This window comes from Microbacterium sp. AG157 (assembly GCF_003385695.1).
GTDB lineage: Bacteria > Actinomycetota > Actinomycetes > Actinomycetales > Microbacteriaceae > Microbacterium > Microbacterium testaceum.
In genome coordinates this window covers 11,540-34,611 of record NZ_QRDK01000001.1, presented here as the reverse complement: position 1 = coordinate 34,611, position 23,072 = coordinate 11,540, and the positions used below count along the sequence as shown (strand labels likewise).

At 70.8% G+C, this 23,072-nt stretch carries 29 protein-coding genes; 17 read left to right on the top strand and 12 right to left on the bottom strand.

Annotated features, from left to right (window positions below):
• Window positions 1-134: 134 nt before the first annotated feature.
• Genes DEU35_RS00180 through DEU35_RS00170 form a run of 3 tightly spaced genes read right to left on the bottom strand, consistent with a single transcriptional unit; the run spans window position 135 to window position 2,298 of the window.
• A complete protein-coding gene (locus DEU35_RS00180; protein ID WP_116238299.1) occupies window positions 135-722 on the bottom strand; it encodes a hypothetical protein in 588 nt (195 codons plus the stop codon).
• Complete coding sequence (locus DEU35_RS00175; protein ID WP_147301810.1) at window positions 719-1,552, bottom strand: endonuclease/exonuclease/phosphatase family protein; 834 nt, start codon at window positions 1,550-1,552, stop codon at window positions 719-721. The genes DEU35_RS00180 and DEU35_RS00175 overlap by 4 nt, the downstream gene beginning before the upstream one ends.
• On the bottom strand, window positions 1,549-2,298 hold the full coding sequence (locus DEU35_RS00170; protein ID WP_103210797.1) for a glycosyltransferase family 2 protein: 750 nt from the start codon (window positions 2,296-2,298) through the stop codon (window positions 1,549-1,551). Before DEU35_RS00170 ends, DEU35_RS00175 begins: the two co-directional genes overlap by 4 nt.
• A 111-nt stretch (window positions 2,299-2,409) precedes the next feature.
• Between DEU35_RS00170 and DEU35_RS00165 the strand changes: the two genes are divergently transcribed.
• Genes DEU35_RS00165 through DEU35_RS00155 form a run of 3 tightly spaced genes read left to right on the top strand, consistent with a single transcriptional unit; the run spans window position 2,410 to window position 4,599 of the window.
• Window positions 2,410-3,147: a sulfurtransferase gene (locus DEU35_RS00165; RefSeq protein WP_103210799.1), complete on the top strand. Its 738-nt coding sequence runs from the start codon at window positions 2,410-2,412 to the stop codon at window positions 3,145-3,147.
• Between the two features lies 1 nt (window position 3,148).
• Window positions 3,149-4,102 (top strand): dipeptidase, encoded by a 954-nt coding sequence (locus DEU35_RS00160; protein WP_116238297.1) that lies wholly within the window; start codon window positions 3,149-3,151, stop codon window positions 4,100-4,102.
• On the top strand, window positions 4,099-4,599 hold the full coding sequence (locus DEU35_RS00155) for a GNAT family N-acetyltransferase (RefSeq protein WP_180993489.1): 501 nt from the start codon (window positions 4,099-4,101) through the stop codon (window positions 4,597-4,599). Before DEU35_RS00160 ends, DEU35_RS00155 begins: the two co-directional genes overlap by 4 nt.
• Window positions 4,600-4,720: 121 nt before the next feature.
• Here the strand turns inward: DEU35_RS00155 and DEU35_RS00150 are convergent, their stop codons facing one another.
• Together DEU35_RS00150 and DEU35_RS00145 are read right to left on the bottom strand one after the other, a co-directional pair.
• Window positions 4,721-5,956, bottom strand: a complete 1,236-nt coding sequence (locus DEU35_RS00150; protein WP_116238296.1) for an NAD(P)/FAD-dependent oxidoreductase — start codon at window positions 5,954-5,956, stop codon at window positions 4,721-4,723.
• 49 nt (window positions 5,957-6,005) lie between these two features.
• A complete protein-coding gene (locus DEU35_RS00145) occupies window positions 6,006-6,356 on the bottom strand; it encodes a helix-turn-helix transcriptional regulator (RefSeq protein WP_103210871.1) in 351 nt (116 codons plus the stop codon).
• Window positions 6,357-6,456: 100 nt separating this feature from the next.
• On the opposite strand from DEU35_RS00145, the gene DEU35_RS00140 reads away from it, so the two are divergent.
• Genes DEU35_RS00140 through DEU35_RS00130 form a run of 3 tightly spaced genes read left to right on the top strand, consistent with a single transcriptional unit; the run spans window position 6,457 to window position 8,650 of the window.
• On the top strand, window positions 6,457-6,864 hold the full coding sequence (locus tag DEU35_RS00140) for an arsenate reductase ArsC (protein WP_103210809.1): 408 nt from the start codon (window positions 6,457-6,459) through the stop codon (window positions 6,862-6,864).
• Complete coding sequence (locus DEU35_RS00135; RefSeq protein WP_116238295.1) at window positions 6,861-8,156, top strand: FAD-dependent oxidoreductase; 1,296 nt, start codon at window positions 6,861-6,863, stop codon at window positions 8,154-8,156. The genes DEU35_RS00140 and DEU35_RS00135 overlap by 4 nt, the downstream gene beginning before the upstream one ends.
• Window positions 8,123-8,650, top strand: coding sequence for a GNAT family N-acetyltransferase (locus tag DEU35_RS00130; RefSeq protein WP_246077960.1), 528 nt, complete (start codon window positions 8,123-8,125; stop codon window positions 8,648-8,650). The genes DEU35_RS00135 and DEU35_RS00130 overlap by 34 nt, the downstream gene beginning before the upstream one ends.
• Window positions 8,651-8,697: 47 nt before the next feature.
• On the opposite strand, the gene msrA is transcribed toward DEU35_RS00130, so the two are convergent.
• Together msrA and msrB are read right to left on the bottom strand one after the other, a co-directional pair.
• A complete protein-coding gene (msrA, locus tag DEU35_RS00125; RefSeq protein ID WP_103210815.1) occupies window positions 8,698-9,252 on the bottom strand; it encodes a peptide-methionine (S)-S-oxide reductase MsrA in 555 nt (184 codons plus the stop codon).
• A 38-nt stretch (window positions 9,253-9,290) separates the two neighbouring features.
• Window positions 9,291-9,749 (bottom strand): peptide-methionine (R)-S-oxide reductase MsrB, encoded by a 459-nt coding sequence (gene msrB / locus DEU35_RS00120; protein ID WP_103210816.1) that lies wholly within the window; start codon window positions 9,747-9,749, stop codon window positions 9,291-9,293.
• 187 nt (window positions 9,750-9,936) lie between these two features.
• Between msrB and DEU35_RS00115 the strand changes: the two genes are divergently transcribed.
• Window positions 9,937-10,764 (top strand): SDR family NAD(P)-dependent oxidoreductase, encoded by an 828-nt coding sequence (locus DEU35_RS00115; protein WP_103210817.1) that lies wholly within the window; start codon window positions 9,937-9,939, stop codon window positions 10,762-10,764.
• Between the two features lie 103 nt (window positions 10,765-10,867).
• Complete coding sequence (locus DEU35_RS00110; RefSeq protein WP_103210818.1) at window positions 10,868-11,581, top strand: TetR/AcrR family transcriptional regulator; 714 nt, start codon at window positions 10,868-10,870, stop codon at window positions 11,579-11,581.
• Between the two features lie 15 nt (window positions 11,582-11,596).
• Here DEU35_RS00110 and DEU35_RS00105 read toward each other — a convergent pair whose 3' ends face one another.
• On the bottom strand, window positions 11,597-11,953 hold the full coding sequence (locus DEU35_RS00105; protein ID WP_116238294.1) for a hypothetical protein: 357 nt from the start codon (window positions 11,951-11,953) through the stop codon (window positions 11,597-11,599).
• Complete coding sequence (locus DEU35_RS00100) at window positions 11,940-12,344, bottom strand: hypothetical protein (protein WP_103210820.1); 405 nt, start codon at window positions 12,342-12,344, stop codon at window positions 11,940-11,942. Before DEU35_RS00100 ends, DEU35_RS00105 begins: the two co-directional genes overlap by 14 nt.
• Before the next feature lie 162 nt (window positions 12,345-12,506).
• On the opposite strand from DEU35_RS00100, the gene DEU35_RS00095 reads away from it, so the two are divergent.
• From DEU35_RS00095 to DEU35_RS00075, 5 genes are all read left to right on the top strand, one after another.
• Window positions 12,507-13,202: a YafY family protein gene (locus DEU35_RS00095; RefSeq protein ID WP_103210821.1), complete on the top strand. Its 696-nt coding sequence runs from the start codon at window positions 12,507-12,509 to the stop codon at window positions 13,200-13,202.
• A 92-nt stretch (window positions 13,203-13,294) separates the two neighbouring features.
• The gene (locus DEU35_RS00090) at window positions 13,295-13,669 is read left to right on the top strand and encodes a VOC family protein (protein WP_116238293.1); all 375 of its coding nucleotides are present in this window, start codon (window positions 13,295-13,297) and stop codon (window positions 13,667-13,669) included.
• Between the two features lie 104 nt (window positions 13,670-13,773).
• Window positions 13,774-15,204, top strand: coding sequence for a ferric reductase-like transmembrane domain-containing protein (locus DEU35_RS00085; protein WP_103210823.1), 1,431 nt, complete (start codon window positions 13,774-13,776; stop codon window positions 15,202-15,204).
• Between the two features lie 10 nt (window positions 15,205-15,214).
• Entirely contained in the window at window positions 15,215-15,736 is a 522-nt protein-coding gene (locus tag DEU35_RS00080) for an FMN-binding protein (protein ID WP_116238292.1), read from the top strand.
• The gene (locus tag DEU35_RS00075) at window positions 15,733-16,518 is read left to right on the top strand and encodes an FAD:protein FMN transferase (RefSeq protein WP_116238291.1); all 786 of its coding nucleotides are present in this window, start codon (window positions 15,733-15,735) and stop codon (window positions 16,516-16,518) included. Before DEU35_RS00080 ends, DEU35_RS00075 begins: the two co-directional genes overlap by 4 nt.
• A gap of 26 nt (window positions 16,519-16,544) precedes the next feature.
• Here the strand turns inward: DEU35_RS00075 and DEU35_RS00070 are convergent, their stop codons facing one another.
• Genes DEU35_RS00070 through DEU35_RS00060 form a run of 3 tightly spaced genes read right to left on the bottom strand, consistent with a single transcriptional unit; the run spans window position 16,545 to window position 18,495 of the window.
• On the bottom strand, window positions 16,545-17,513 hold the full coding sequence (locus DEU35_RS00070; protein WP_116238290.1) for a sensor histidine kinase KdpD: 969 nt from the start codon (window positions 17,511-17,513) through the stop codon (window positions 16,545-16,547).
• Entirely contained in the window at window positions 17,510-18,187 is a 678-nt protein-coding gene (locus DEU35_RS00065) for a response regulator transcription factor (protein ID WP_116238289.1), read from the bottom strand. The genes DEU35_RS00070 and DEU35_RS00065 overlap by 4 nt, the downstream gene beginning before the upstream one ends.
• Window positions 18,184-18,495, bottom strand: a complete 312-nt coding sequence (locus DEU35_RS00060) for a hypothetical protein (RefSeq protein ID WP_056227956.1) — start codon at window positions 18,493-18,495, stop codon at window positions 18,184-18,186. The genes DEU35_RS00065 and DEU35_RS00060 overlap by 4 nt, the downstream gene beginning before the upstream one ends.
• A gap of 165 nt (window positions 18,496-18,660) precedes the next feature.
• Between DEU35_RS00060 and DEU35_RS00055 the strand changes: the two genes are divergently transcribed.
• From DEU35_RS00055 to pgi, 4 genes are all read left to right on the top strand, one after another.
• Window positions 18,661-19,629 (top strand): intradiol ring-cleavage dioxygenase, encoded by a 969-nt coding sequence (locus DEU35_RS00055; RefSeq protein ID WP_116238858.1) that lies wholly within the window; start codon window positions 18,661-18,663, stop codon window positions 19,627-19,629.
• 144 nt (window positions 19,630-19,773) lie between these two features.
• Window positions 19,774-20,436 (top strand): G5 domain-containing protein, encoded by a 663-nt coding sequence (locus tag DEU35_RS00050; RefSeq protein WP_246077961.1) that lies wholly within the window; start codon window positions 19,774-19,776, stop codon window positions 20,434-20,436.
• 47 nt (window positions 20,437-20,483) lie between these two features.
• Window positions 20,484-21,209 carry a CoA pyrophosphatase gene (locus tag DEU35_RS00045; protein WP_103210828.1) on the top strand — a complete coding sequence of 242 codons (726 nt, stop codon included), beginning with the start codon at window positions 20,484-20,486 and terminating at the stop codon, window positions 21,207-21,209.
• 63 nt (window positions 21,210-21,272) lie between these two features.
• On the top strand, window positions 21,273-22,952 hold the full coding sequence (pgi, locus tag DEU35_RS00040; RefSeq protein WP_116238857.1) for a glucose-6-phosphate isomerase: 1,680 nt from the start codon (window positions 21,273-21,275) through the stop codon (window positions 22,950-22,952).
• Window positions 22,953-23,072: the final 120 nt, after the last annotated feature.

Genomic DNA, 23,072 nt, shown 5'->3' with positions numbered 1-23,072 from the left:
GCATCCGTTCACGCGGATGTCGCCGGTCGCTGTCCCTGCCGCTCGGCGAGCGAGACGCCGCCTCCTTCCGGGGGAGAGGGCGCGAGTCGGCATCGATGCGTCAGCGAGATGCCGTCACCCGTCCGAGTGGGTGGCTATAGTGCGGCGCGGTCCGCGCGAGTCAGAGAGAACCGGGATGCCAAGACCCCGGCGATCAGCGCGCCCGCGCCGCCGGCCAGCATGTCGCCGATCGTGTCGTCGTACGTGACGAAGATCGCGTCGGTGATGAAGCGGTAGCCGAACCACTCGATCATCTCCCAGACGGCGCTCAGCGCGAGGCCGGCGATCGTCGCGACGACGATGGGAGTGCGGCGGCGGCCCGTCGCTTCGATGACGCGCGTGTCAGCGAGGATGACGAGAGCCACCGCGGCGAGAACGCCGGTGCACGCGAGGTGCACCACGAGGTCCCACCCCGTCCACGCGCGGTACAGGTCGACGACGTTGCTCCCCGCGGCCACGAACACCGTGACGCAGGTGACGAGGTCGAGGCCCGAACGCAGACCGGCAATGCGTGACAACATCACGGCGGGCAACGACATCGACAGCACGGCGACGTCGGTGAACGGCAGGGTGAACAGCGACACGATCACGACGACGATCGCCACGGCTCGCACGGCGTCGGCCAGCCACGCCGTCGCGCTGCGCGGCGGGCGCTTCAGGTTCGCGTACATCGCGCCGATCACGGCGACACCGGGGGATGGATACGCACCACCGCCTGTACCGGAAGGTGATCGCTCGGCCACTGCGTGCCGGTCGGGCGCGGATCGATGCCGACCGCGCGAACGCCCACATCGGGGGTCGCGAGCAGGGCGTCGATACGCCGAGCGCCGACCTTGGGCGCCGCGTAGTTGTTGAAGGTTCCCCACTCGGCGGTGCGACGGGCGGGGGCGTACGACCACGTGTCCACGAGCAGACCATCGGCGAACATGTCCGCGAGCTCGCTCGAGCGCACGTGGGCGTTCACATCGGCGGTGAACAGCAGCGGGACCTCGCGGCGCGCCACGAGATCGTGCAGCCACGTCGCCGACCGCCGCCGCGCGCGGCGCGAGAACGCGTCGAAATGCGTGTTCACGAAGGTGAACCGGGCATCGGTGGCCCGGTCGCGCAGCTGCGCGATGACCGCGATGCGCGGGATCGTGTTCCCCCAGCCGGTCGAAGCGGGCACGTCCGGGGTGTCGGACAGGGCGACCTGCTCCCAGTCCTCGACCTCGATGCGCTCGCGGTCGTAGAAGAGCGGGGTGCCCTCGCCGTCGCGTCGAGGTCCGCGACCGAGACCGATGCGCCCGTACGCGGAGCCGAGCGAGGCCTGCACCCACTGCGCCTGATCGGGCATGGCTTCCTGCGTCCCCAACAGGTGCGGCGTGTTGGCGCTCAGGAAGGTGCGCAGCCGCTCCTTGCGCATCGGCCACCGGTCAGCGGGCGGCCAGGTGATCCGGTCGAAGCGGCGCCGGATGTTGAAACTCATCATGTGCAGTTCGGGCGGCTCGACGTTCGGGAACAGGATGCCGGTCACGAGCGCGCTCGCCGTCCGAGTCGCACCCATCGTGCCGGGGGGATGTCGGCGGGCCAGTGCGCGAACACCGTGCCCGCACCGCGGCGGAAGCACCGCGCGAACCGACGCGGCTCGACCGTGCGCGAGGAGACGCGCATGTGTGCTCCCGACACCCGCGCGATGCGGTGCCGCCGACCCAGGTGATACGCGAGGTCGAGGTCGTCGTGCAGCTCGGGGTCGAGGTGCACCTCGCCGCGTACGTCCTCCCACGCGCGACGGCGGAACGCCATGTTCGACCCCCACAGCGGCGTGTGGCCGAGGGCCGGGGTCGCGAACGTCGCGTACGTGCCGAGAAACAGCCTCGCCATCGCCGCACGCCGCCGTGCGGGACCGTCGTGGAACACGGCGCCTCCGGTCACGGCATCCACCGTCGGGTCCTCTAGCGCCGCGACCATGCTCTCGACCCACGTCGGGGCGGGAATGCTGTCGGCGTCGAGCCGGAGAACGAGGTCTCCGTGCGCGGCGTCGTACCCGGTCGCGGCGGCGGCGGGAATGCCGCGCTCGCCGCAGAACACCACGCGGGCGCCCGCGGCCCGGGCGATCGCGGCGCTGTCGTCGGTCGAGTCGTTGTCGACGACGACGATCTCGGTCGGGGTGAGCGTTTGCCCGGCGAGCGCGCGCAGGCAGCGCCAGAGGTGCGCGCCGTCGTCACGGCAGGGGATGACGACGGACACGGTGACGGCCGGCGCGACGGGGCCTTGGGGCACGCTTCCTCCCGGGGACGAGTGCTTCCACGCTAGGCGATGGGCGAGGGGCGTTTCCCGGCTTGACGCCTGCGTCGTCGGCCGACAGGGTGCTCCTTTCGTATCGTGGATGCCATGGCATCCGTCTTCAACGTCTCGGCGTACCTGTTCACGCGCATCGACGACCCCGCGTCCGTGCGTGCGGTCCTTCTCGAGCGTGCGGGCGCGGCGGGTCTGCGCGGGACGATCCTGTTGGCGGAGGAGGGCATCAACCTGTTCCTCGCCGGAGAGGAGAACGCCCTGCGCGGCTTCCTCGGCGACCTGCGCTCCGACGCCCGCTTCGCGGCGCTCACCGCCACGGAGAGCTGGTCGGACGAGGTGCCTTTCGGCAAGCTCCTCGTCAAGGTCAAGCGCGAGATCATCCGTATGGACCGCCCCGAGGTGCGCCCGCAGGACGGTCGTGCGCCCGCCGTCACCCCCGACACCCTGCGCCGCTGGCTCGACCGCGGCGCGGACGACGAGGGCCGCGAGGTCGTGCTCGTCGATACGCGCAACGCGTTCGAGGTCGACTACGGCACGTTCGCCGGCGCGAAAGACTGGCGCATCGACCGCTTCACCCAGTTCCCGGATGCCGCGGACTCCCACCGCGACGAGCTCGAGGGCAAGACCGTGGTGAGTTTCTGCACCGGTGGCATCCGCTGCGAGAAGGCCGCCCTGCATCTGCGCGCGGAGGGGCTCGAGGCCTACCAGCTCGAGGGCGGCATCCTGGGGTGGTTCGAGGCGCAGGGCGCCGCTCACTGGAACGGCGACTGTTTCGTCTTCGACGAGCGCGAGGCCCTCGACCCCTCGCTCTCTGTCCGGGTCGTGTCCTGACGTGCTCTGGGATCAGCATGCCTGCGTCGAGCTCGTCGAGTCCGCCGACCTCGGCGACCTGCGGCGGTATCGCGGGGCCGGGGGCGGCTACGTCTCGGTCAACGTCGGCTACGCGCCCCATGCGCCCGAGCTCACGGCATCCCTCCTCCGTTCCTTCCGCGCTCAGGTGAACGCGGTCGACGGGCTGGAGCTGGCCGCCACGGTGGCGGACATCGACCGGATCTCGGCGCGTGGCGACACCGCCGTGGCCTTCGACCTCGAAGACAGCGGGCCGCTCGGCGGAGATCTGGATGCCGTGGCCACCCTCGTCGCGCAGGGGGTGCGCACCCTCGGTCCGACCTACAACCACGCCAACCGCGCCGGCGGCGGCTGCCTCGACGCGGCCGACGACGGACTCACCGCGTGGGGCCGCGCCCTCGTCGCCGAGATGAACGCGTGCGGCATGGTGCCCGACGGTTCGCACGTGGGCGCGCGGACGACGTTCGACATGTGCGCGGTGTCGACTCGGCCGGTGGTCTTCAGCCACTCGAACATGCGCTCGGTGTGGGAGCACCCCCGCAACATCACCGACGACCAAGCCCGCGCGGCGGCCGCGACCGGGGGAGTCGTGGGTATCACGGGCGTGGGCATCTTCCTCGGGCCGAACACCCCGACCCTCGAGGCGATGATCCGCCACCTCGAGCACGCCGTCGAGATCGTCGGTATCGAGCACGTGGGCGTCAGCACCGACTTCTCGTTCGACTGGGAGACTTTTCGCGACGAGATCGTGCGCATGCCCGAGCTGTACGACGCGAGTTACACCCGGTGGGGACCGATGGAGTGGATGCCGCCCGAGACCTTCGTGCTCCTGGGCTCAGCGCTCGCCGCGCGAGGATGGAACCACACCGACATCGCCGCCGTGCTCGGCGGGAATTTCCGCCGCGTGGCGGCCGAGAGCTGGGAGCCCCTGTCATGACCGACCTGAAAGACGGCGCCGTGCTGCGCCCCGCCCGTGCGGGAGACGAAGAGGGAATCCTCGCGTGCATCCAGGCGCTCGCCGACTACGAACGCGAACCGGATGCCGTGGACAACACCGTCGCGATGCTCACCGAGACGCTGTTCGGCGACGACCCGCGCGCGTTCGCCTTCGTGGTCGAGAAGGAAGGGGAGATCCGGGCCATCGCGATCTGGTTCCTCACGTACTCGACCTGGACCGGACGCCACGGCATCTGGCTCGAAGACCTCTACGTGCACGAGCGGTACCGCGCCAACGGCTACGGCGTGGCCCTGTTGGCCGCGCTCGCGGCAGAGTGCCTCGACAGGGGCTACTCGCGCCTGGAGTGGACGGTGCTCGACTGGAACGAGCCCGCGATCGGCTTCTACCGCGCGCTCGGCGCCGAGGCGATGGACGAGTGGACGACCCGTCGTGTGACCGGCGACGCGCTGGCGGCGCTGGCGGCGCGGGGCCGGTAACGGCGCTCCGAGCGCAGCGGGCGCTGAGACTGCATCTCGCTGTCGAACCCGCGTCAGGCTGCAACGGGGTTGTCAGCGAGATGCAGTCTCGCGGTCTCAGACGGGCTGAGACCCCGACCGCTCACGGCGCGAGGTCGGCCAGGACGGCCTCGGCGGCACGCTGCCCCGACACGAGCGCTCCCTGGATCGATGCGGTGTCGCGATGGTCCCCCGCGACGTAGCGACCGTCGTCGAGCCGCACGGGGCGGCGCAGGCGCAAAGGCGGATCCTGCACGGGGAGCGCGTGGGTGATGTCGTCGCGTCGCAGCAGACGCCACGGCCGGGTGTCGGCCTCCCAGACGTCGCCGAGCTGACGCCGCACCTCGTGCTCGGTGGCGGCGGACGGCATGACGCACGTGGCTTGGACGAGGTGCTGCCCGCGTGGGGCGTACGTGGGCGCGGTGTTCGTCATGACCGCGGTGTTGACGATCGGCCCGCGGCGACGGCCGTCGACCCGCAGCGCGGCATCGCCCGAGGGGGCCTCTTCGGCGGCGAACCACCAGGTCTGAAGGCCCCGCGTGGGAGGGTGCGGGGCGTCGAGGGCGTGGTCCAGGCCGCTCGCGAGCACGAGGGTGCGGGCGGTCACGGCATCCCGACCCTCCACCCCGATGTGCCAGCCGTGCGCGCGCCGCCGGGTCGACACGACGCGGTGCGAGAGGCGGATGCCGACACCCGCACGTCGCGCGGTGTCGGCGAGCTGCGCGGGGAGGGCGCCGATCCCCGCGGCGGGAACGCCCGGACGCCCGAGCGCGAAGCTGCGGATCAGCAGGCGCACGAAGGCGTCGGACGTCCGCTGGCGGTCGTCGGCGATCACCCCGGCGAGGAACGGCTCGAGCATCGCTTCGCGGAGGGGGCCGCGCAGGCCGGCCCGGTCCCAGCCCTCGTCGAGTGATACATCGCGGCCCTTCTTGGCGGCCCGTGCCGACAGCAGGGTGGGGCCTACCCATCGCGCAAGGGCGGCGATATCGGCGGGGCGAACGAGTCCGCTGCGCAGTGTCTCGGGGAGTGCGGACGGGTGACGCAGCGGGTGCGCCAGTCGAGCGATCCGGTCATCGAGCCGTACGCCGACGGCGACCGGGAACCGCCGCAGGGCGAGGGCGTCGATGTCCACCCAGCGCCGCACGGCCGGGTAGGCCGGATTGAGCACGTGAAACCCGAGGTCGAGGCGGAAACCGTCCACGATGTCGGTGCGTTCACGCCCGCCCACCGCGGTGTTCGCCTCGAGGATCACGACGTCGCGCCCGGCCTCGGCCAGCCGGGTCGCGGCGCGCAGCCCCGCGAGACCGGCTCCCACCACGATGACGTCGTAGTCGTTCATGGGGCGAGCCTAAGGAGGGTCGAGCCGGGCGGAGCGGGGGTTGCGAACGTCAGCGACGGGGCGCGATTGCCGCAGCGACGCTGTCGAGAGCGCCCGGCACGAGCGAGAAGTACGCCCAGGTGCCGCGCTTCTCGCGGGTCAGGATGCCGGCATCCACCAGCACCTTCGTGTGGTGCGAGACCGTGGGCTGCGAGAGGCCCAGGGGCTCCTGCAGGTCGCACGCGCAGGTGGCGCCGGCGTCGTGCGCGGCGATGATCGACACGATCCGCAGGCGAGCCGGATCGGCGAGCGCTTTGAGCGTCTTCGCCAGGGTCTCCGCTTCGGCGGGGGCCATCGCGGCATCGCCCGATGAGACGCAGCAGGGGGCGTCGAGCAGGGGCAGAGCGATACCGGGGGTCATGGCATCCATCATCGCTGGCTCATCGATGAACGTCAATATTGACGAACGTCGATGTACTGCGTCATGCTGTTCCCGTTCGTCCCGACTCGAAGGAAACGTCATGTCCGACACCGCCACGATCCTCTTCGTCTGCGTGCACAACGCCGGCCGCTCGCAGATGGCCGCGGGCTACGCCCGCACCCTGGGCGGCGACCGCGTACGCGTGCTCTCGGGTGGCAGCGCTCCCGGCGACGCTCTCAACCCGATGGCGGTGGCCGCGATGGCCGAAGAGGGGATCGACATCAGCTCCGAGGTGCCGCAGCTGCTGCTCACCGACGACGTGCGTGCCTCCGACGCCGTCATCACGATGGGCTGCGGAGACGCGTGCCCGATCTTTCCCGGCAAGCGCTACGAGGACTGGGAGCTGACCGACCCGGCCGGCAAGGGTCTCGACGAGGTACGCCCCATCCGCGACGACATCAAGGCGCGGGTGACCACGCTGCTGCGCGAGCTCGGGGTCGACGCATGAGCCTGACCCTCACGGTCCCGCCGCGGCTCGAGGCCGATCGCCGCGCGGGTCTGCCCGTCGCGATCATCGGCGCCGGCCCCGTCGGCCTGGCTGCCGCCGCGCACCTCATCGAACGCGGGCTGCCGGTCGTGGTCTTCGAAGCGGGCGACACCGCCGGCGCGGCCGTTCGCGCGTGGGGGCACACCCGTCTCTTCTCGCCATGGCGCTACGTCGTCGACGCCGCCGCGCGTCGCCTGCTCGAGGCCGAGGGGTGGACCGCCCCGGATGCCGAGGGACTCCCCACCGGAGACGAGCTGGTCGACGGCTACCTCGAACCCCTCGCGCGCACCGCCGCCCTGGCATCCGTCATCCGGTACGGCACGCGCGTCGAGGCCGTGGCCCGCCAGGGCATGGACCGCACGCGGTCGGTGGGTCGGGCGGCCACTCCTTTCGTGCTGCGACTGCGCACGGCCGAGCAGACGACGGATGCCACGGCTCGCGCCGTCATCGACACCTCGGGCACCACGAGCTCGCCGCGGTCGCTGCTGTCGTCGGGTCTCGCGCACGACGACCTCGGTGATCGCGTGACGACGGCACTCCCCGACGTGCGAGGACGCGACCGCGATCGTTTCGTCGGTCGTCGCGTGCTCGTCGTCGGTGCGGGGCACTCGGCGGCGAACACCCTGATCGCCCTCGCCGCTCTCGCCGAGGAGGATCCGGCGACGCGTGTGTCGTGGGCGGTGCGCAACGACGGCACCGCACGCCTGGCCGCCGACGCCGCCGACGACCTCGCCGCGCGCGGACGCCTCGGCACGGCGGTCCACGACCTGGTGGCCGATGGCCGTGTCGAGCAGATCGCCTCGTTCGAGATCGACGACGTGCGGCTGTGCGACGACGGCGTGCGGGTGACGGGGCGGCGGTCGGGAGAGCCGTTCGCCCTCGAGGTCGACGTGATCGTCAACGCCACGGGATTCCGTCCCGACCTGACGATGCTGCGCGAGATCCGCCTCGGTCTCGACGAGATCGTCGAGGCACCGCGCGCGCTCGCCCCGCTCATCGACCCGAATCTGCATTCGTGCGGCTCCGTGCCGCCGCACGGGGTCGCCGAACTGACGCACCCCGAGCCCGACTTCTTCCTCGCGGGCATGAAGTCGTACGGGCGGGCGCCCACCTTCCTTCTGCTCACCGGATACGAGCAGGTGCGCTCGATCGCGGCGGAACTCGCCGGCGACCGGGTGGCGGCACGGCAGGTCGATCTCGTGCTGCCCGAGACGGGCGTGTGCACGACCGACGCGGGGTCCTGCTGCGCGTGAGCGCGTCGCTGCGCCCGCTCGCCGCGGACGATTGGCCGGAGGTGCGCCGCATCTACGCGGAGGGCATCGCGACCGGCCACGCGACTTTCGAGACGGAGCCGCCGGCGACATGGGACGACTTCGATACCGGCAAGCTGGCCGCGCATCGCTTCGTCGCGGTCATCGACGGTCGCGTCGTCGGCTGGGCGGCCGTGTCGGCCGTGTCGTCGCGGTGCGTCTACCGCGGAGTCGTGGAGCATTCCGTCTATGTCGAGGCTGACGCTCGCGGACGGGGGATCGGTCACCTGCTGGTCGAGGCCGTCATCGCCTCGACGGAAGGCGACGGCGTCTGGACCATCCAGTCGTCGATCTTCGCCGACAACCACGCCTCACTCGCCCTGCATGCGCGCCACGGGTTCCGCACCGTCGGGTTTCGCGAGCGCATCGCCCGCGACGCCGGCGGCGTCTGGCGCGACACGGTCCTCATCGAGCGGCGCAGCCCCGTCGTCGGCTGATACGACGAGGGCCCGGATGCCGCGGCATCCGGGCCCTCGTCCTCGACTTACGCCGAGGCTTCCTCGCGCTTGGGCAGCACCCAGCCGGGGCGCACGAAGTGGCACGTGTACCCGTTCGGGATGCGGACCAGGTAGTCCTGGTGCTCGGGCTCGGCCTCCCAGAAGGGCGCCTCGGGCTCGATGGTCGTGACGACCTTGGCGGGCCAGATGCCCGACGCGTCGACGTCGGCGATCGTGTCGCGCGCCACCTTCTCCTGCTCGGGAGAGAGCGGGAAGATCGCCGAGCGGTAGCTCGTGCCGATGTCGTTGCCCTGACGGTTCAGGGTCGACGGGTCGTGGATCTGGAAGAAGAACGCCAGGATGTCGCGGTACGAGGTCTGCGTCGGGTCGAAGACGATCTCGACGGCCTCTGCGTGACCGGGGTGGTTGCGGTAGGTCGCGTGATCGTTCTGACCGCCGGTGTAGCCGACGCGCGTGTCGAGTACACCGGGCTGGCGCCGGATGAGGTCTTCGACGCCCCAGAAGCATCCGCCCGCGAGGACGGCGGTCTCGGTGCCGGGGCGGCGGGTGATCTCGCCGGTGTCGGAAGGTCCGCTGGTCATGGTGGTGCTCCTTTTGCGGTTGCGGAAGGGGAAGAGGTTCATGAGGCCCGGCTCTCTCGGAACAGGGGGAGGTAGGCGCCGTAGCCCTGTGCCTCGAGCTCGCCGACGGGCACGAAGCGCATCGCCGCCGAGTTCATGCAGTATCTCAGTCCGCCGGCGTCCCGGGGGCCGTCGTCGAAGAGGTGTCCGAGATGGCTGTCGGCTCCGGATGAGCGCACCTCGGTGCGTGTCATCCAGAGTGAGCGGTCGGTCTTGTTCACGACGGCGGCGTCGTCGATCGGTTTGGTGAAGCTCGGCCATCCCGAGCCGCTCTCGAACTTGTCGGTCGAGGAGAACAGCGGCTGTCCCGATACGACATCGACGTAGATGCCGTCCTCGTGGTTGTCCCAGTACTCGTTGCGGAACGGCGGTTCGGTGGCGTCGTCCTGCGTGACGGCGAACTGGCGGTCGGTGAGGCGACTCAGCGCCTCCGACGTCTTCCGGTACTCCGTGCTCACGGTGCATATCCCTTCGTCGTGTCGCCCTGTGGCGGGCGTCACGGGTAAGAACGCGGGGCACGTCGGTTTTGGTCCCGCGGGGCTGGGAGCGGGCTGTGAGTTCTCCGCGACAGTGGATGCCGAGAGCAAGCCCCGGAGTTCTCATCGGTGCCCGCACTAGCGTGGCGACATCGACCAGGAGGTACGCATGACCCGCACGATCGTCATCACCGGAGCCAGCGACGGCATCGGCGCCGCAGCCGCGAAGCAGCTTACGCAGGTGGGCGAGGAGGTCGTGGTCGTCGGGCGCAATCCCGACAAGACCGCCCGCGTCGCGCGGTCGCTCGGGGTGGATTCCTTCGTCGCCGACTTCAGCGACCTGGCGCAGGTGCGGGAGCTCGCGGCATCCCTCCTCGAGAAATACCCTCGCATCGACGTGCTCGCCAACAACGCCGGCGGCGTCTTCGGCGAGCGCACCCTGACGAAGGACGGCTACGAGACGACGTTCCAGGTCAACCACCTCGCGCCATTCCTGCTCACCAATCTGTTGCGTGAGCGCCTCATCGAGTCGGACGCCTCGGTGATCCAGACCTCGAGCGCCGCGGCGAAACTCTTCCCCCGCTTCGACATCGACGACCTGCAGGGTGAGCGCCGCTACTCCTCGACCGCGGCGTACGGCAACGCGAAGCTCGCGAACGTGCTGTTCACCAAGGAACTCAACCGCCGGTTCGGCGACCAGGGTGTGTCGGCCGTGGCCTTCCACCCGGGGGTCATCGCCTCGAACTTCGGATCGTCGAGCGATGGACCGTGGAAGTTCCTCTACGGGGGCCCGCTCGCGAAGAGCCTCATGACCTCGACCGCGGTGGGCGGCGCACGTCTGACCTGGCTCGCGCTCGGCAAGCCCGGTGTCGACTGGACCCCCGGAGGCTTCTACTCGAACAACAAACCCGCCACGACCAGCCGCATCGCCGATGACCCCCTGGTCGCACGGCAGCTATGGGAACGCAGCGCGGTGCTGGTCGGTCTCGACGACTGACTCCGACGACAGCGGGCTAGCGCACGCCTCGCTCGAGGGGCAAGCTACCTCCTCGGGGAGCCGATCTCGGCCACGATTGTGTTCTACGCACGGAGAGTGGGACATGGGCGAGAACATCGTGGACACCGAACGGACGAACACCCCTCGGCTCAGCCGGGACGCGATCCTCGATGTGGCCCTGTCGCTGATCGACGAGCGGGGTCTCAACGAGCTGTCGATGCGCCATCTCGGCAAAGCGCTCGGGGTCGAGGCCATGTCGCTGTACCGGTACGTGAACGGCCGGGAGGATCTCCTCGAGGGCGTCGTCGATCGGCTCATGGGGGGTCTCACCGACGCACTGCTCGTGGCGGAAGACAACGGGTGGCAGCGGTATCTCCAGGTCGTCGCCCACGAAGTCCGTCGCATCGCGATCGAACACCCGAAGGCGTTCCCCCTTGTCGCCACTCGTCACCCGGCGGCACCCTGGCTGCGCCCGCCGCTGCGGAGCGTGGAGGTGGTGGAGCATTTCCTCACTGCGATGATCGGTTTCGGCTTCGACGATGAGCGGGCGGTGAGGGCCTACCGCTCGTTCAGCAGCTTCCTGCTCGGAAACCTGCTCCTCGAAGCGGCCGTGCGCGGCGCCGAGACCGCGCCGGTCGAGGAACCTCTCAACGAGGGCGGAGCCGCGATCGGGCAGGGCGACGCCGAGAAGGAGCTCGCAGACACTCCTCACGTGCAGCGACTGCGCGGTCTTCTCAGCAGGGATCGCTCCGAGGACGAGTTCGAGGAATCGCTCGAGGCGCTTCTGGACCGACTGGACCGTGAGCTGTCCCAGTAGTGGCCGGCCCGCGCCTCATCCGCGGTGCCGATCGGGTGCGTCTTCGGGGTGGGCTGCTGGCCCGAGGAGAGCATTCAGGCGTGCGCGGAGGGCGGAGACGGCCTCCGTCCGACTGCGGCCCGTGTGCGCCTGCTCCGCGATCTCGATCGCGATCTCGGCCAACAGCGCCGTTCCCAAGAAGAGATCGGCCCCGCCGGCGATGCGCAGATCTTCGTCGGCCGCATGTCCGACCCGCATGATCACGGCGGGGGACCCGAAGTTGCGCGCCACCTCGGCCCTCTTCTCGGCGCTGACCTCCCAGAACGGGCGTTCCATGGCGGCGCAACGGTCGAGGATGTTCGACAGGAGTTCGTGCGCGTCATCCTGAGGCATCTTTCGCCCCTCCCGCCATGTGGCGTCCGCTTGCTCGGTCCCACTCCAGCGACTTCCACTGCAGGTAAGCGCAGAGGTTGCCGGCGACGACGAGGTCGGCCGCGAGCCCCGCCAGCGCGTAGGGCGACAGCATGACGTCGTCGTCCCCACCGGTGAGGGCGGCCTGCCAGACGGGATCGTCGTATCCGCGGGGTTCGAGCGAGACCCATCCGCCGCCGTGGATGAGCTCGACGACGACGAGGCCGGTGTCGCGTCCGTCCGCGTCCTCTTGCTCCGCAACGCGGATCCGGCTGGCGATCGGGTGCCCGAGATCGACGAATTCCTGCACCCACTCCTGCAACTGCACACGAGAACGGCGCGGAGGCGAGTCTTCGATGCTCTCGTGTTCCACGGCATCAGCTTACGCTGTAAGTCGACTGGTCGGGCAATGTCCGATCCGCTCGTCCCCGCCCATCGAGACGGGTGACGGCATCCTTCCAGGCGTGATCTGCGCCAGTACCTCACTGAGGCGTCGCGGAGTGCTCCGGGCGACGAGGCGTCCGATGATGGGGGAGTGAACCGCACCGATCGTCTCTATGGCCTGGTGGAAGAACTGCGGGCCGTCTCGCCGCGACCGCGAAGTGCTCGTCGTCTCGCGGAACGGTTCGAGGTGTCGGTGCGCACCATCGAAAGGGATCTCTCGGCGCTACAGCAATCGGGTCTGCCGATCTGGGCGGAGCCCGGCCGCACCGGTGGGTATGTGATCGACGCGTCCGCCACGCTGGGCCCGGCCGGGTTCACGCTCGACGAGGCGCTCGCGGTACTGATCGGGCTCGGCACCCTCGGGCGCAGCCCGTTTCGGCTTTCCGCCCGCACGGCAGCCCTCAAGATGCTCGCGGTCATGCCGGAGGGCGAGGCGGCGCGCGCCAGCGCCCTCGCCTCACGCGTTCACCTTCTCGAGGGTGAGGACGAGGTCGTCGCCCCGCCCGAGTTCGCTGCAGCCCTGCGCGCCGACCGCGTCGTGCGCTTGCGCTACCAAGATGCCGGCGGCACCGAGTCCGTTCGAGAGGTCGAGCCCCTCGGGTCCATCGGCAAAGACGGGCAGTGGTACCTCATCGCGTGGTGTCGACTGCGCGACGGGGTCCGAGCCTTCCGGGGAGATCGGATGCTGGCGATCGAGGTGACCGAGGAGCGACCCCCGCAGCGCGCACTGCGTGCCGCCGACCTCGCGATCCCGTACGGACGATTGCGGTCGGTGATCGAGGACTGAACGGAAAGGACTTCGCGAAACACCGACAGGACGGTGTCGCGCTCCCCGGTGAGGCTGGAGCTTCCCTCCACCGACCTCACCGAAGGAATCCCATGTCGTTCGCCTCCGTCCGCATCGTCACCGATCACCTCGACGCGCTCGTCGCGTTCTACGAGCGGGTCACCGGTCAGCGGGCCGAGCGGCCCGCCCCCGTCTTCGCGCAGTTCAGCGGCCCCGGCGCGACCCTCGCGATCGCCAGCACCGCCACGGTCGCGATGCTCGACGGAGCCCTCGTGCCCGCCGCGAACCGGTCCGTGTTCATCGAGTTCGAGGTCGCCGACGTCGACGCCGCGTTCGCCGCGCTTCAGGCGCCTGGTGGAGACGTCGTCCTCGAACCGACCACCATGCCGTGGGGCAATCGGTCGGCCCTGATGCACGACCCCGACGGCAACGTCGTGAACCTCTTCAGCACGCCCGTCGCGAGGTAGCCGACTCGGCGCGGGCGAAGCCGTAACCTACGCAATTCCTATGCATCACCTCCGTGCGCCGCATTCTTGGAGCCGTCTGGGGAGCACGCGGGCACGCTGACCGCATGGCCACCGCACCCGCCCTCGCCGCCCCGCCCGTCGCCACCGTGCGCCGCGCTCGCCAGGTCTCGCGGAGGAGGCCGAACACCCGGCCGCTGTGGAACCTCGCCGCGATCGTCGTCATCTGGGCGACGAGTCTCGTCGTCGTGGCCGTCTGGGTCGCGGGTGGCGAGGTGCAGTCGCTGCTGGCCGGGGGAGTCGACTCGCTCAACTCCCTCGGTCGCGCCGCGGGCCTGGCATCCGCGAACCTGCTCTTCTACCAGGTGCTGCTCATGGCCCGCGTGCCGCTGTTCGAGCGCGGTTTCGGCCGCGACGGCATCACCCGCCTGCACCGCATCGTCGGCTTCTGGTCGTTTGCCCTCTTCACAGCGCACATCGGGCTGCAGATCCTCGGCTACGCCGTGCAGGCGGGTATCAACCCCCTCGAGCAGGCGTGGCAGTTCGTGTGGGAGTACCCGGGCATGCTGCTGGCGACCGCGGGGACCGCCCTGCTGCTGCTGGTCGTGGTCACTTCGGTGCGCAAGGCGCGCAAGCGTCTGCGGTACGAGTCGTGGCACCTGCTGCACCTGTACGGCTACCTCGGCGTCGGCCTCGCCATTCCGCACATGCTGTGGACGGGCGCCGACTTCACCGTCTCGCCCGCCGCCACCGTCTACTGGTGGGCGATGTGGGGCGTGACCGTGGCGACAGTCGTCGTCTTCCGCCTCGGGCTTCCGCTGGCGACGTCGCTGCGCCACGGCATCCGGGTCAGCGCCGTCGAACGCGACGGCCAGAGCGGCGTCTCGGTGCGCATGACCGGGCGCCGGATCGACGCCCTCAAGGCCCGAGGCGGACAGTTCTTCGTCTGGCGCTTCCTCGACGGGGCGGGCTGGACGCGCGGACACCCCTTCTCGCTCGCCACCGACCCGGCCGGCGGTGAGCTCGTCATCTCGGCCCGCCTCGTCGGCGACGGCACGCAGCGGCTCGCCGCGCTCCGCCCCGGCACGCGCGTGCTCATCGAGGGCCCCTACGGCACGATGACCGCCGACGAGCGCCGCGGCGGACACCTGCTCATGATCGGCGCGGGTGCGGGAGTCGCGCCGCTGGTCGCCATGCTCGAAGAGGCCGACTGGGCCCCGGGCGAGGCGACGCTCATCGTGCGCGACCACAGCGCCGCCGACGCCCTCCGCGCCGACGCGATCGATCACCTCGTGCGGGAGCGGGGCCTGCGCCACGCGCCGCTGCCCGGCCGTCGCGCACTGACCACCTCGTCGTGGCTACCGACCTCGCACGCCCCGTGGGCCGGGGCCGACCTCATCCGCTACGTCTCGCCGCGCCCCGCCGACACCGACGTGTTCCTCTGCGGACCCCAGCCGTGGATGGATGCCGTGCGCGCCGACCTGCGCCGCGCCGGGGTCCCCGCCGAGCGCGTCCACCTCGAAGCCTTCACCGTCTGAGGAGAATCCGATGAAGAAGATCGTCTACGCCCTCATGGCGACCGTCACCGGCCTCGTGCTGCTGTTCAGCTACCGCACCTCGACGGTCCCCGAGTCGACGAGCGCGCTCGCCGACGCCCCCTCGTCGGGTGTCGCGACGGTGCCGAAGACCACGCCGAGCCCCTCGGCATCCACCTCCTCGGGTTCGAGCTCGACCTCGAGCGGCTCGACCTCCAGCGGATCGTCCAGCGTGCAGACCTCGTCGAGCGGCCTCACCGACGGCACCTACACCGGCCAGGCGGCGAACACCCGCTTCGGTCCCGTGCAGGTGCAGATCACCGTGTCGGGCGGCGCGATCACCGACGTGCAGGTGCCGCAGTACCCCTCCGAGAGCGGACGCGACCAGCAGATCAACTCCCGCGCCCTTCCCGTGCTGGTGAAAGAGACCGTGCAGGCGCAGAGCGCCGAGGTCGACATGGTCTCGGGTGCCACCTACACCAGCACCGGGTACCGCACCTCGCTGCAGTCCGCCCTCGACCGGGCCCGCGCATGACCGGCGGGTTCACGGTCGTCGAACCCGTGATGGGGACGGTCGCCTCGATCACCGTCATCGGCGAGCGCACGGCGCGGGTCGAGCGGGCAATCGCCGCGTGCGTGGCGCGCCTGCGCGACGACGAGCGGGTGTTCTCGACCTACCGCGACGACTCCGACATCTCGCGGCTGCGCGACGACGGTCTCGAGCTCGGCGACGTCGATCCGCGGGTGGCCGAGGTCGCAGCGGACTGCCGCGACCTGCGCGAGCGCAGCGGCGGCCGCTTCGACGCGCACTGGCGCGGGTGGTTCGACCCGACCGGGTACGTGAAGGGATGGTCGACGGATGCCGCGACCCGGGCCTTCGACGAGCTTCTCGCCGACGGCGCGATCGAGGCGGTCGGCGTCAACGTGGGCGGCGACATGCGCCTGCGCACGGCCGCGACGAGCGAGCACGTCTGGCGCATCGGCATCGCGCACCCGACCCACGAGGGGGAGCTGCTGGCCACGGTCGAGGTCGTCGACGGGGCCGTGGCCACTTCGGGCACGTCCGAGCGCGGCGCGCACCTCGTCGATCCGCGCACGGGCGTACACCTCGCGGGTCCCGTGAGCGCGACGATCGTCGCCGACGACCTCACCACCGCCGATGCCTGGGCCACCGTGGCGGCCATCGCCGGGATCGACGACCTCGACTGGCTGCCGGTGGCCCCCGTGGCATCCGGGATCGTCTGGGAACACGGCCGCACGCGTCGCTTCGCCGGGCGGGTCGAGGTGTCGGCGTTCCACGACGCGCTCGTCGGCTGAGTCCGCTCGTCAGCTGAGTCCGCTCGTCAGCTGGCGCGGGGGAGGCGCAGGGCGAACACCGTGCCCGTGGGAGAGGTGCGCTCCACCTCGATGCTGCCGCCGTAGCGGGTCGCCGCCTCGCGCACGAGCGCCAGCCCGAGCCCGAAGCCGCGGCGCCGGCCCGACTCCGCCCCGCGCGCGAAGCGTTCGAAGATGCGGGGCAGATCGTCGTCGCGGATGCCGCTTCCCCCGTCCTCCACGCGCACGACGACCTCGCGTTCGTCGGCGTCGGCGGTGATCGTGACCTCCGAGCCCGCGGGCGTGTGCCCGATGGCGTTGTCGAGCAGGGCGGTGCACATGCGCACGACGGTGACCGCCGGCACCGCGACCGTCGCGTTCGTCAGCGCGCCTGGACGCAGGTGCACGCCCGCGTCATCCGCGAGAGAGGCGAGGGCGTCGGTCGCCGCACGCACGCTGTCGTCGACCCGCGCGGTGCCCGTGTGCACCTCGCTCTCGGCGGTCAGCAGCATGTCGGCGAGCACGTCGTCCATGATCTGCGCGTCGCGCCGCAGCTGATCCAGCGGCTCGTCGGCGGGTTCTCCGCGGTGCAGGCGACGCTGCACGATCTGGATGCGGCTCGTCAGGGCGGTCAGGGGCGTGCGCAGCTCGTGGCTCGCGTCCGAGACGAACGCGCGCTGCCGGCGCAGGGCCTCGTCGAGCGGTCGCACCGACCAGCGAGCCGCGGCCGAGCCGACGAGCCCGAGCACCACGACCCCGACGAGGCCCAGGCCGATGACCCACGGCAGCACGTCGTCGAGGTCGACGACGAAGCGATCGCCCGTCGGTGCGCCGCCCGGGCCGTGCCGACCGCTGCCCTCGGTGCGCGCCTGCGCCACCAGAACAGAGACGAGAACGCCGACCCCCACGGCGATCGCGACGGCCGACGCGCCCGCGACGAGCGTGCCCACCCGCAGGGCGGCCCGCCGGACGACCCGCCGGTCGTCGTCGGCGCTCACCGCTCGGCCCCCGCGCGATACCCGCGCCCGCGCACGGTCTCGACGAGGTCGGTCGCGGTCTTGCGGCGCAGGTAATGCACGTACGTGTCGACGGTGGTCACGGCATCCGGAGACGAGAACACCGCGCGGGCGATCTCCTCGCGAGAGTAGACGTGGTCGGGGCTCCGGGTGAGCAGCTCGAGCACGGCGTTCTCGGTCGAGGTGAGGGCGACGCGCTCGCCGGAGGGACCGTAGACCACGGCCGTGTCGGGGAGATAGGTCCAGTCCGAAACGTCCCGGCGGCGTCCCTCGGCCCGGTAGCCGCGCCGCAGCGCCCGCAGTCGGGCGAGCAACTCGTCGAAGTCGAACGGCTTGAGCAGATAGTCGTTCGCTCCGGCGTCGAGTCCCTCGACGCGATCGGCGACCGCCCCCAGCGCCGTCAGCAGCAGCACGGGGGTCGTGATGTGCGCGGTGCGCAGGTCGCGCACGATCTCGGCGCCGTCGCGGCCGGGAAGACGCCGGTCGAGCAGGATCACCTCGAAGCTGTCGCGCAGCGCCCGATCGCGGCCCGCGAGCCCGTCGGCCTCGTGCGCGACCTCGTAGGTCTCGCGGAGCACCTCGAGCGTCATCGCGGCGATCTCGGCGTCGTCCTCGACGTAGAGCAGTCGCGGCCGCGGTGCGGCGGCCTCGCTCACTGCACTCCCGCGCGCGGCGGGCTCACGTTCCAGCCGAAGCGCTCGAGGGCGTCGAACAGGCGGCGGGCCTGCGCCCACGCCACCGCGCCCGAGACGTCGGAGTACACGTCGATCGCGAACGGCGGGGGATCGGCGAACTTGGGGATCTCGACCTCGGCCCACGCGTGCGGGGCGAGCCAGACGCGCGGGCTCATCGTGCCCGCACCGTCGACGCCTCCGTCGGCGGCGAAGGCGATCGCGTCGAGGGCGTCGATCTTGGTAATCGGCATGTTCACGACGAGGGTCACGGCGTGCAGCGTTCCGGTCATCGCGTACCTCCCTCGTTCATCCTGACACGCGCACCGGGGTCGGGGACGGTAAATACCGTGCGGATCCAGCGCGCATAGCCGGTCCATAGATTCGGTGAGGGAGGGGGCAGGGTCGCGGCGTCATCGTCGCTTCATCGACACCCGCAGCGACCAGTGGAGCAGACCATGAGCAGAATCCCCGACACCCAGATGACCCCCGACGGTCCCGCCTACGAAGGTCGCCTGCTCGACCGCGCCGACGAGCCCGTCGTCGATCAGGGCGCGCCCTTCGACATCCGCACGCTGGTTTCGCGGCGCGGCATCCTGGGCCTGGTCGTGCTGGGCGCGGGCACCGCCACGCTGGCCGCGTGCGCCCCGTCGGCCTCCGGCGCCGCCACGACGGCCGCGACGGCGACCTCGACAGCGACGCCCACGGCGAGCGCGACCCCCAGCGCCACCGCGACGAGTGCGGCCGCCGCTCTTCCTTCGGGCGAGATCCCCGACGAGACCGCCGGCCCTTACCCGGGCGACGGTTCGAACGGCCCCGACATCCTCGAACAGTCCGGAATCGTCCGCAGCGACCTGCGCTCGAGCCTCGACGGCGGAGCCACGGCCGCGGGCGTTCCCATGACCTTGAACCTCACGATCTTCGACACCGCCACCGGCGACGTGCCCCTCACGGGGGCCGCGGTGTACGTCTGGCACTGCGACGACCAGGGGCGCTACTCGATGTATTCCTCGGGGATCGAGAACGAGAGCTACCTTCGCGGCGTCCAGGTGGTCGGGAGTGACGGTGTCGTGTCGTTCACCTCGATCTTCCCCGGCTGCTACGACGGCCGGTGGCCGCACATCCACTTCGAGGTGTACCCGAACGTGGATGCCATCACCGACGCCTCGAACGCGATCGCCACCTCGCAGGTCGCCCTGCCGCAGGCCGCGTGCGACGTGGTCTACGCCGACGCGGCGTATCCCTCCTCGGCATCCAATCTGTCCCGGGTGTCGCTGGAGAGCGACAACGTCTTCGGCGACGACGGGGGAGCCCTCGAGCTCGCCACCGCGACCGGCGACAACTCCACCGGCTGGACGGTCGCCCTCGGCGTGCGCGTCGACACCACCACCACCCCGACCGCGGGCGCCATGCCCGGCGGCCGCTGATGTCAGGGAGCGCAGCGAAAACGACGCGAAGCGACGAGGTGAGCGAGGCGGCCGGGGTTGCGCTTGCGTCCGCGACCCCGATCTGGTCTGCTGAGCCGTGGCGACGCGAAGGGGCGTGGCTCCTGTTCTGGGGGGAACATCTCGATGACCGTTGTGAACGATCGCGCCGTGGCGCGCCCGCGCCTCACCCGATGGGGGCGGTCCGTCTCCATGCTGACAGCGGTGACGGCAGCGCTTCTGCTCGTCTCGGGGTGCTCGTCCTCGACCTCCGCTGCCGATCCGGCCGCCACCGACAACGCCCGTCGAGTGTCGGCACCGTCTCCGTCCGCGACGCCGTCACCGACACCCGTCGTCGTCGTTTCCGAGCAATCCGTCACCTCCGCGGTACCGTTCGAGCGGGCGACCGTGGATGACGCGACGATCCCGTCGGGGCAGTCGCGCATCTCGACGCCGGGCGTCGACGGTGAGAAGGTCTCGGTGTTCCGCGTCACGACGATCGACGGTGTGGAGTCCGAGCGGGTACTGATCAGCGAATCCGTCGGACGAGCGCCGGTCTCCGAGGTCACCTCACGAGGGACATTCGTCGCTCCGCCTCCTCCCGCTCCGGTCGAGAAGGCGTCGGGCGGCGGGGGCGGATGCGACCCGAACTACGCCGACGCGTGCGTGCCGATCGATTCCGATGTCGACTGCGCGGGCGGAAAGGGCAACGGCCCGTCCTACTTCGACGGCGTCGCCCGGGTCGTGGGTTCCGACATCTACAAGCTCGACGGCGATGGAGACGGCCTGGCCTGCAACGGCTCCCGCTGACGGCATCGCTCGACACGGCCTGCCGGCGACGCGGCTAGCCTCGAGGAATGCCCTCACCCCGCGCCCAGCTCGAGGCCCTGCTCGCGCGCGGTCTCGGCGACGTCTCCCCGGCGCTGCAGGCGCTACCCGTCGAGGGCGAGGCACGAGCGGCCGCGGTGCTCATCCTTTTCGGTGTGCTCGACGGGGTACCCAGCCGCCGGGTCTCGCGCACCGTCCCGCGCGATCTCGACGTGCTGCTGCTCGCGCGGGCGAGCACCCTGCGCGCTCACCCGGGCCAGGTCGCGTTCCCCGGTGGCCGGGTCGATCCCGAAGACGCGGATGCCGTGGCGGCGGCGCTGCGGGAAGCGCGCGAAGAGACGGGGCTCGAGCCCGACGGTGTCGAGGTGCTGGGCACCCTCGAGCCGCTGCCCCTGGCCTTCTCTCGCCACGAGGTCACTCCGGTGATCGGATGGTGGGCGCGCCCGACCCCGGTCCGTGCCGTGGATGCGGCGGAGTCGGCCGAGGTCTTCCGCGCCCCCGTAGCCGATCTGCTCGATCCCGAACGCCGAGGCGTGACGGTGCTGCGTCGTGATGGTCGAGAGTGGCGGGGGCCCGCCTTCGCCCTGCAGACGGCACGCGGCCCACAGACGGTGTGGGGATTCACCGCGATGGTGCTGGACGGGTTGTTCGACCGCCTCGGGTGGACGGAGCCCTGGGACGGATCGCGCGAGATCCCCCTGGCCGACGCCGCCGCGGGCGCCCGCGACCGATCCGGGCCGCCGGCCCGGTCGTAGCGCGTGAGGCGCACTTCGTCATCCGCGGCGTGGCGATCGTCCGAGGTCGCTAGCGTGGGTTTCGTGACTGCGCCTATCGACCCCACCACCACCTCCGCCTGGTCCCGCCTCAGCGCCCTGCGCGAGAGCTTCACCCCCGATCTGCGCGGCTGGTTCGCCGCCGACGCCGACCGTACGCGCGACCTCACCCGCACGGTCGGCGACCTCCACGTCGACCTGTCGAAGAACCTCGTCACCCCCGAGGTCCTCGATGCTCTGGTCGCGCTCGCCGATGAAACCGGCGTCCGCGAGCGCTTCGCCGACATGCTCCGCGGTGCCCATCTCAACACCAGCGAGGACCGTGCCGTGCTGCACACCGCTCTGCGTCGGCCCGCCGGCGCCGAGCCCGCGCTCGTCGTCGACGGTCAGCAGATCGATCACGACGTGCACGAGGTGCTCGACCGGCTGAGCGCCTTCGCCGACCGCGTGCGCTCGGGCGAGTGGCGCGGCGTCACCGGCAAGAAGGTCACGCACGTCGTCAACATCGGCATCGGCGGCAGCGACCTGGGCCCGGTGATGGTCTACGAGGCTCTGCTGCCGTACGCCGACGCCGGCATCCACGCGCGCTTCGTGTCGAACATCGACCCCACCGACATCTCGCAGAAGACGGCTGACCTCGATCCCGAGACCACCCTCTTCATCGTCGCCTCGAAGACGTTCACCACACTCGAAACCCTGACGAACGCCCGCCTCGCGCGGGACTGGCTCTGGGCGCAGCTCGCCGAGAAGGGTGCGATCGACGATTCGGATGCCGCGCGCACCGACGCCGTGGCCCACCACTTCGTCGCCGTGTCGACCGCGCTCGACAAGGTCGAAGCGTTCGGAATCGACCCGACGAACGCCTTCGGCTTCTGGGACTGGGTGGGCGGACGCTATTCCGTCGACTCGGCGATCGGGCTGTCGCTCGCCATCGCCCTGGGTCCCGACGTGTTCCGCGAGCTCCTGGCCGGTTTCCACACGGTCGACGAGCACGTGGCATCCACCCCGGTCGAGCAGAACGTACCCGTCCTCATGGGACTGCTGAACGTCTGGTACACCAACTTCCTCGGCGCGCAATCGCACGCGGTGCTGCCCTACGCGCAGCAGCTGCACCGCTTCGCGGCCTACCTGCAGCAGCTCACGATGGAGTCCAACGGCAAGTCCGTCCGGTGGGACGGTACGCCCGTCACGACCGACACGGGTGAGGTGTTCTGGGGTGAGCCGGGGACGAACGGTCAGCACGCCTTCTACCAGTTGATTCACCAGGGCACGCGGCTCATCCCCGCGGATTTCATCGCGTTCGTGAACCCGGCCTACCCCCGCGCCGATGACGGTCGCGATGTGCACGGACTGTTCCTGGCGAACTTCCTCGCGCAGACCAAGGCGCTAGCGTTCGGCAAGACCGCCGAAGAGGTGGAGGCGGAGGGGACCACCGGAGCTCTCGTCGCGGCCCGGACCTTCCCCGGCAACCGCCCGACGACATCCATCTTCGCGCCGTCGCTCACCCCCTCGGTGCTCGGTCAGCTCATCGCGCTCTACGAACACATCACTTTCACGCAGGGCACGATCTGGGGCATCAACTCCTTCGACCAGTGGGGTGTCGAACTCGGCAAGCAGCTCGCCCTCCAGATCGCCCCCGCGATCGAGGGCGACGACGAGGCCCTGGCCGCCCAGGACTCCTCCACGCGTGCGCTGCTCGACTACTACCGGGCGCACCGCGGCTAGCCCGCCGGACGCCGTCCGACGGCGAGATCCGATGTCGAAAGGCCGATCGGGCGAGATTTTTCCTTCGCCGGATCGGCCTTTCGCTGTGCGCGAGGGGACGCTCAGCGGACACTGACGGAT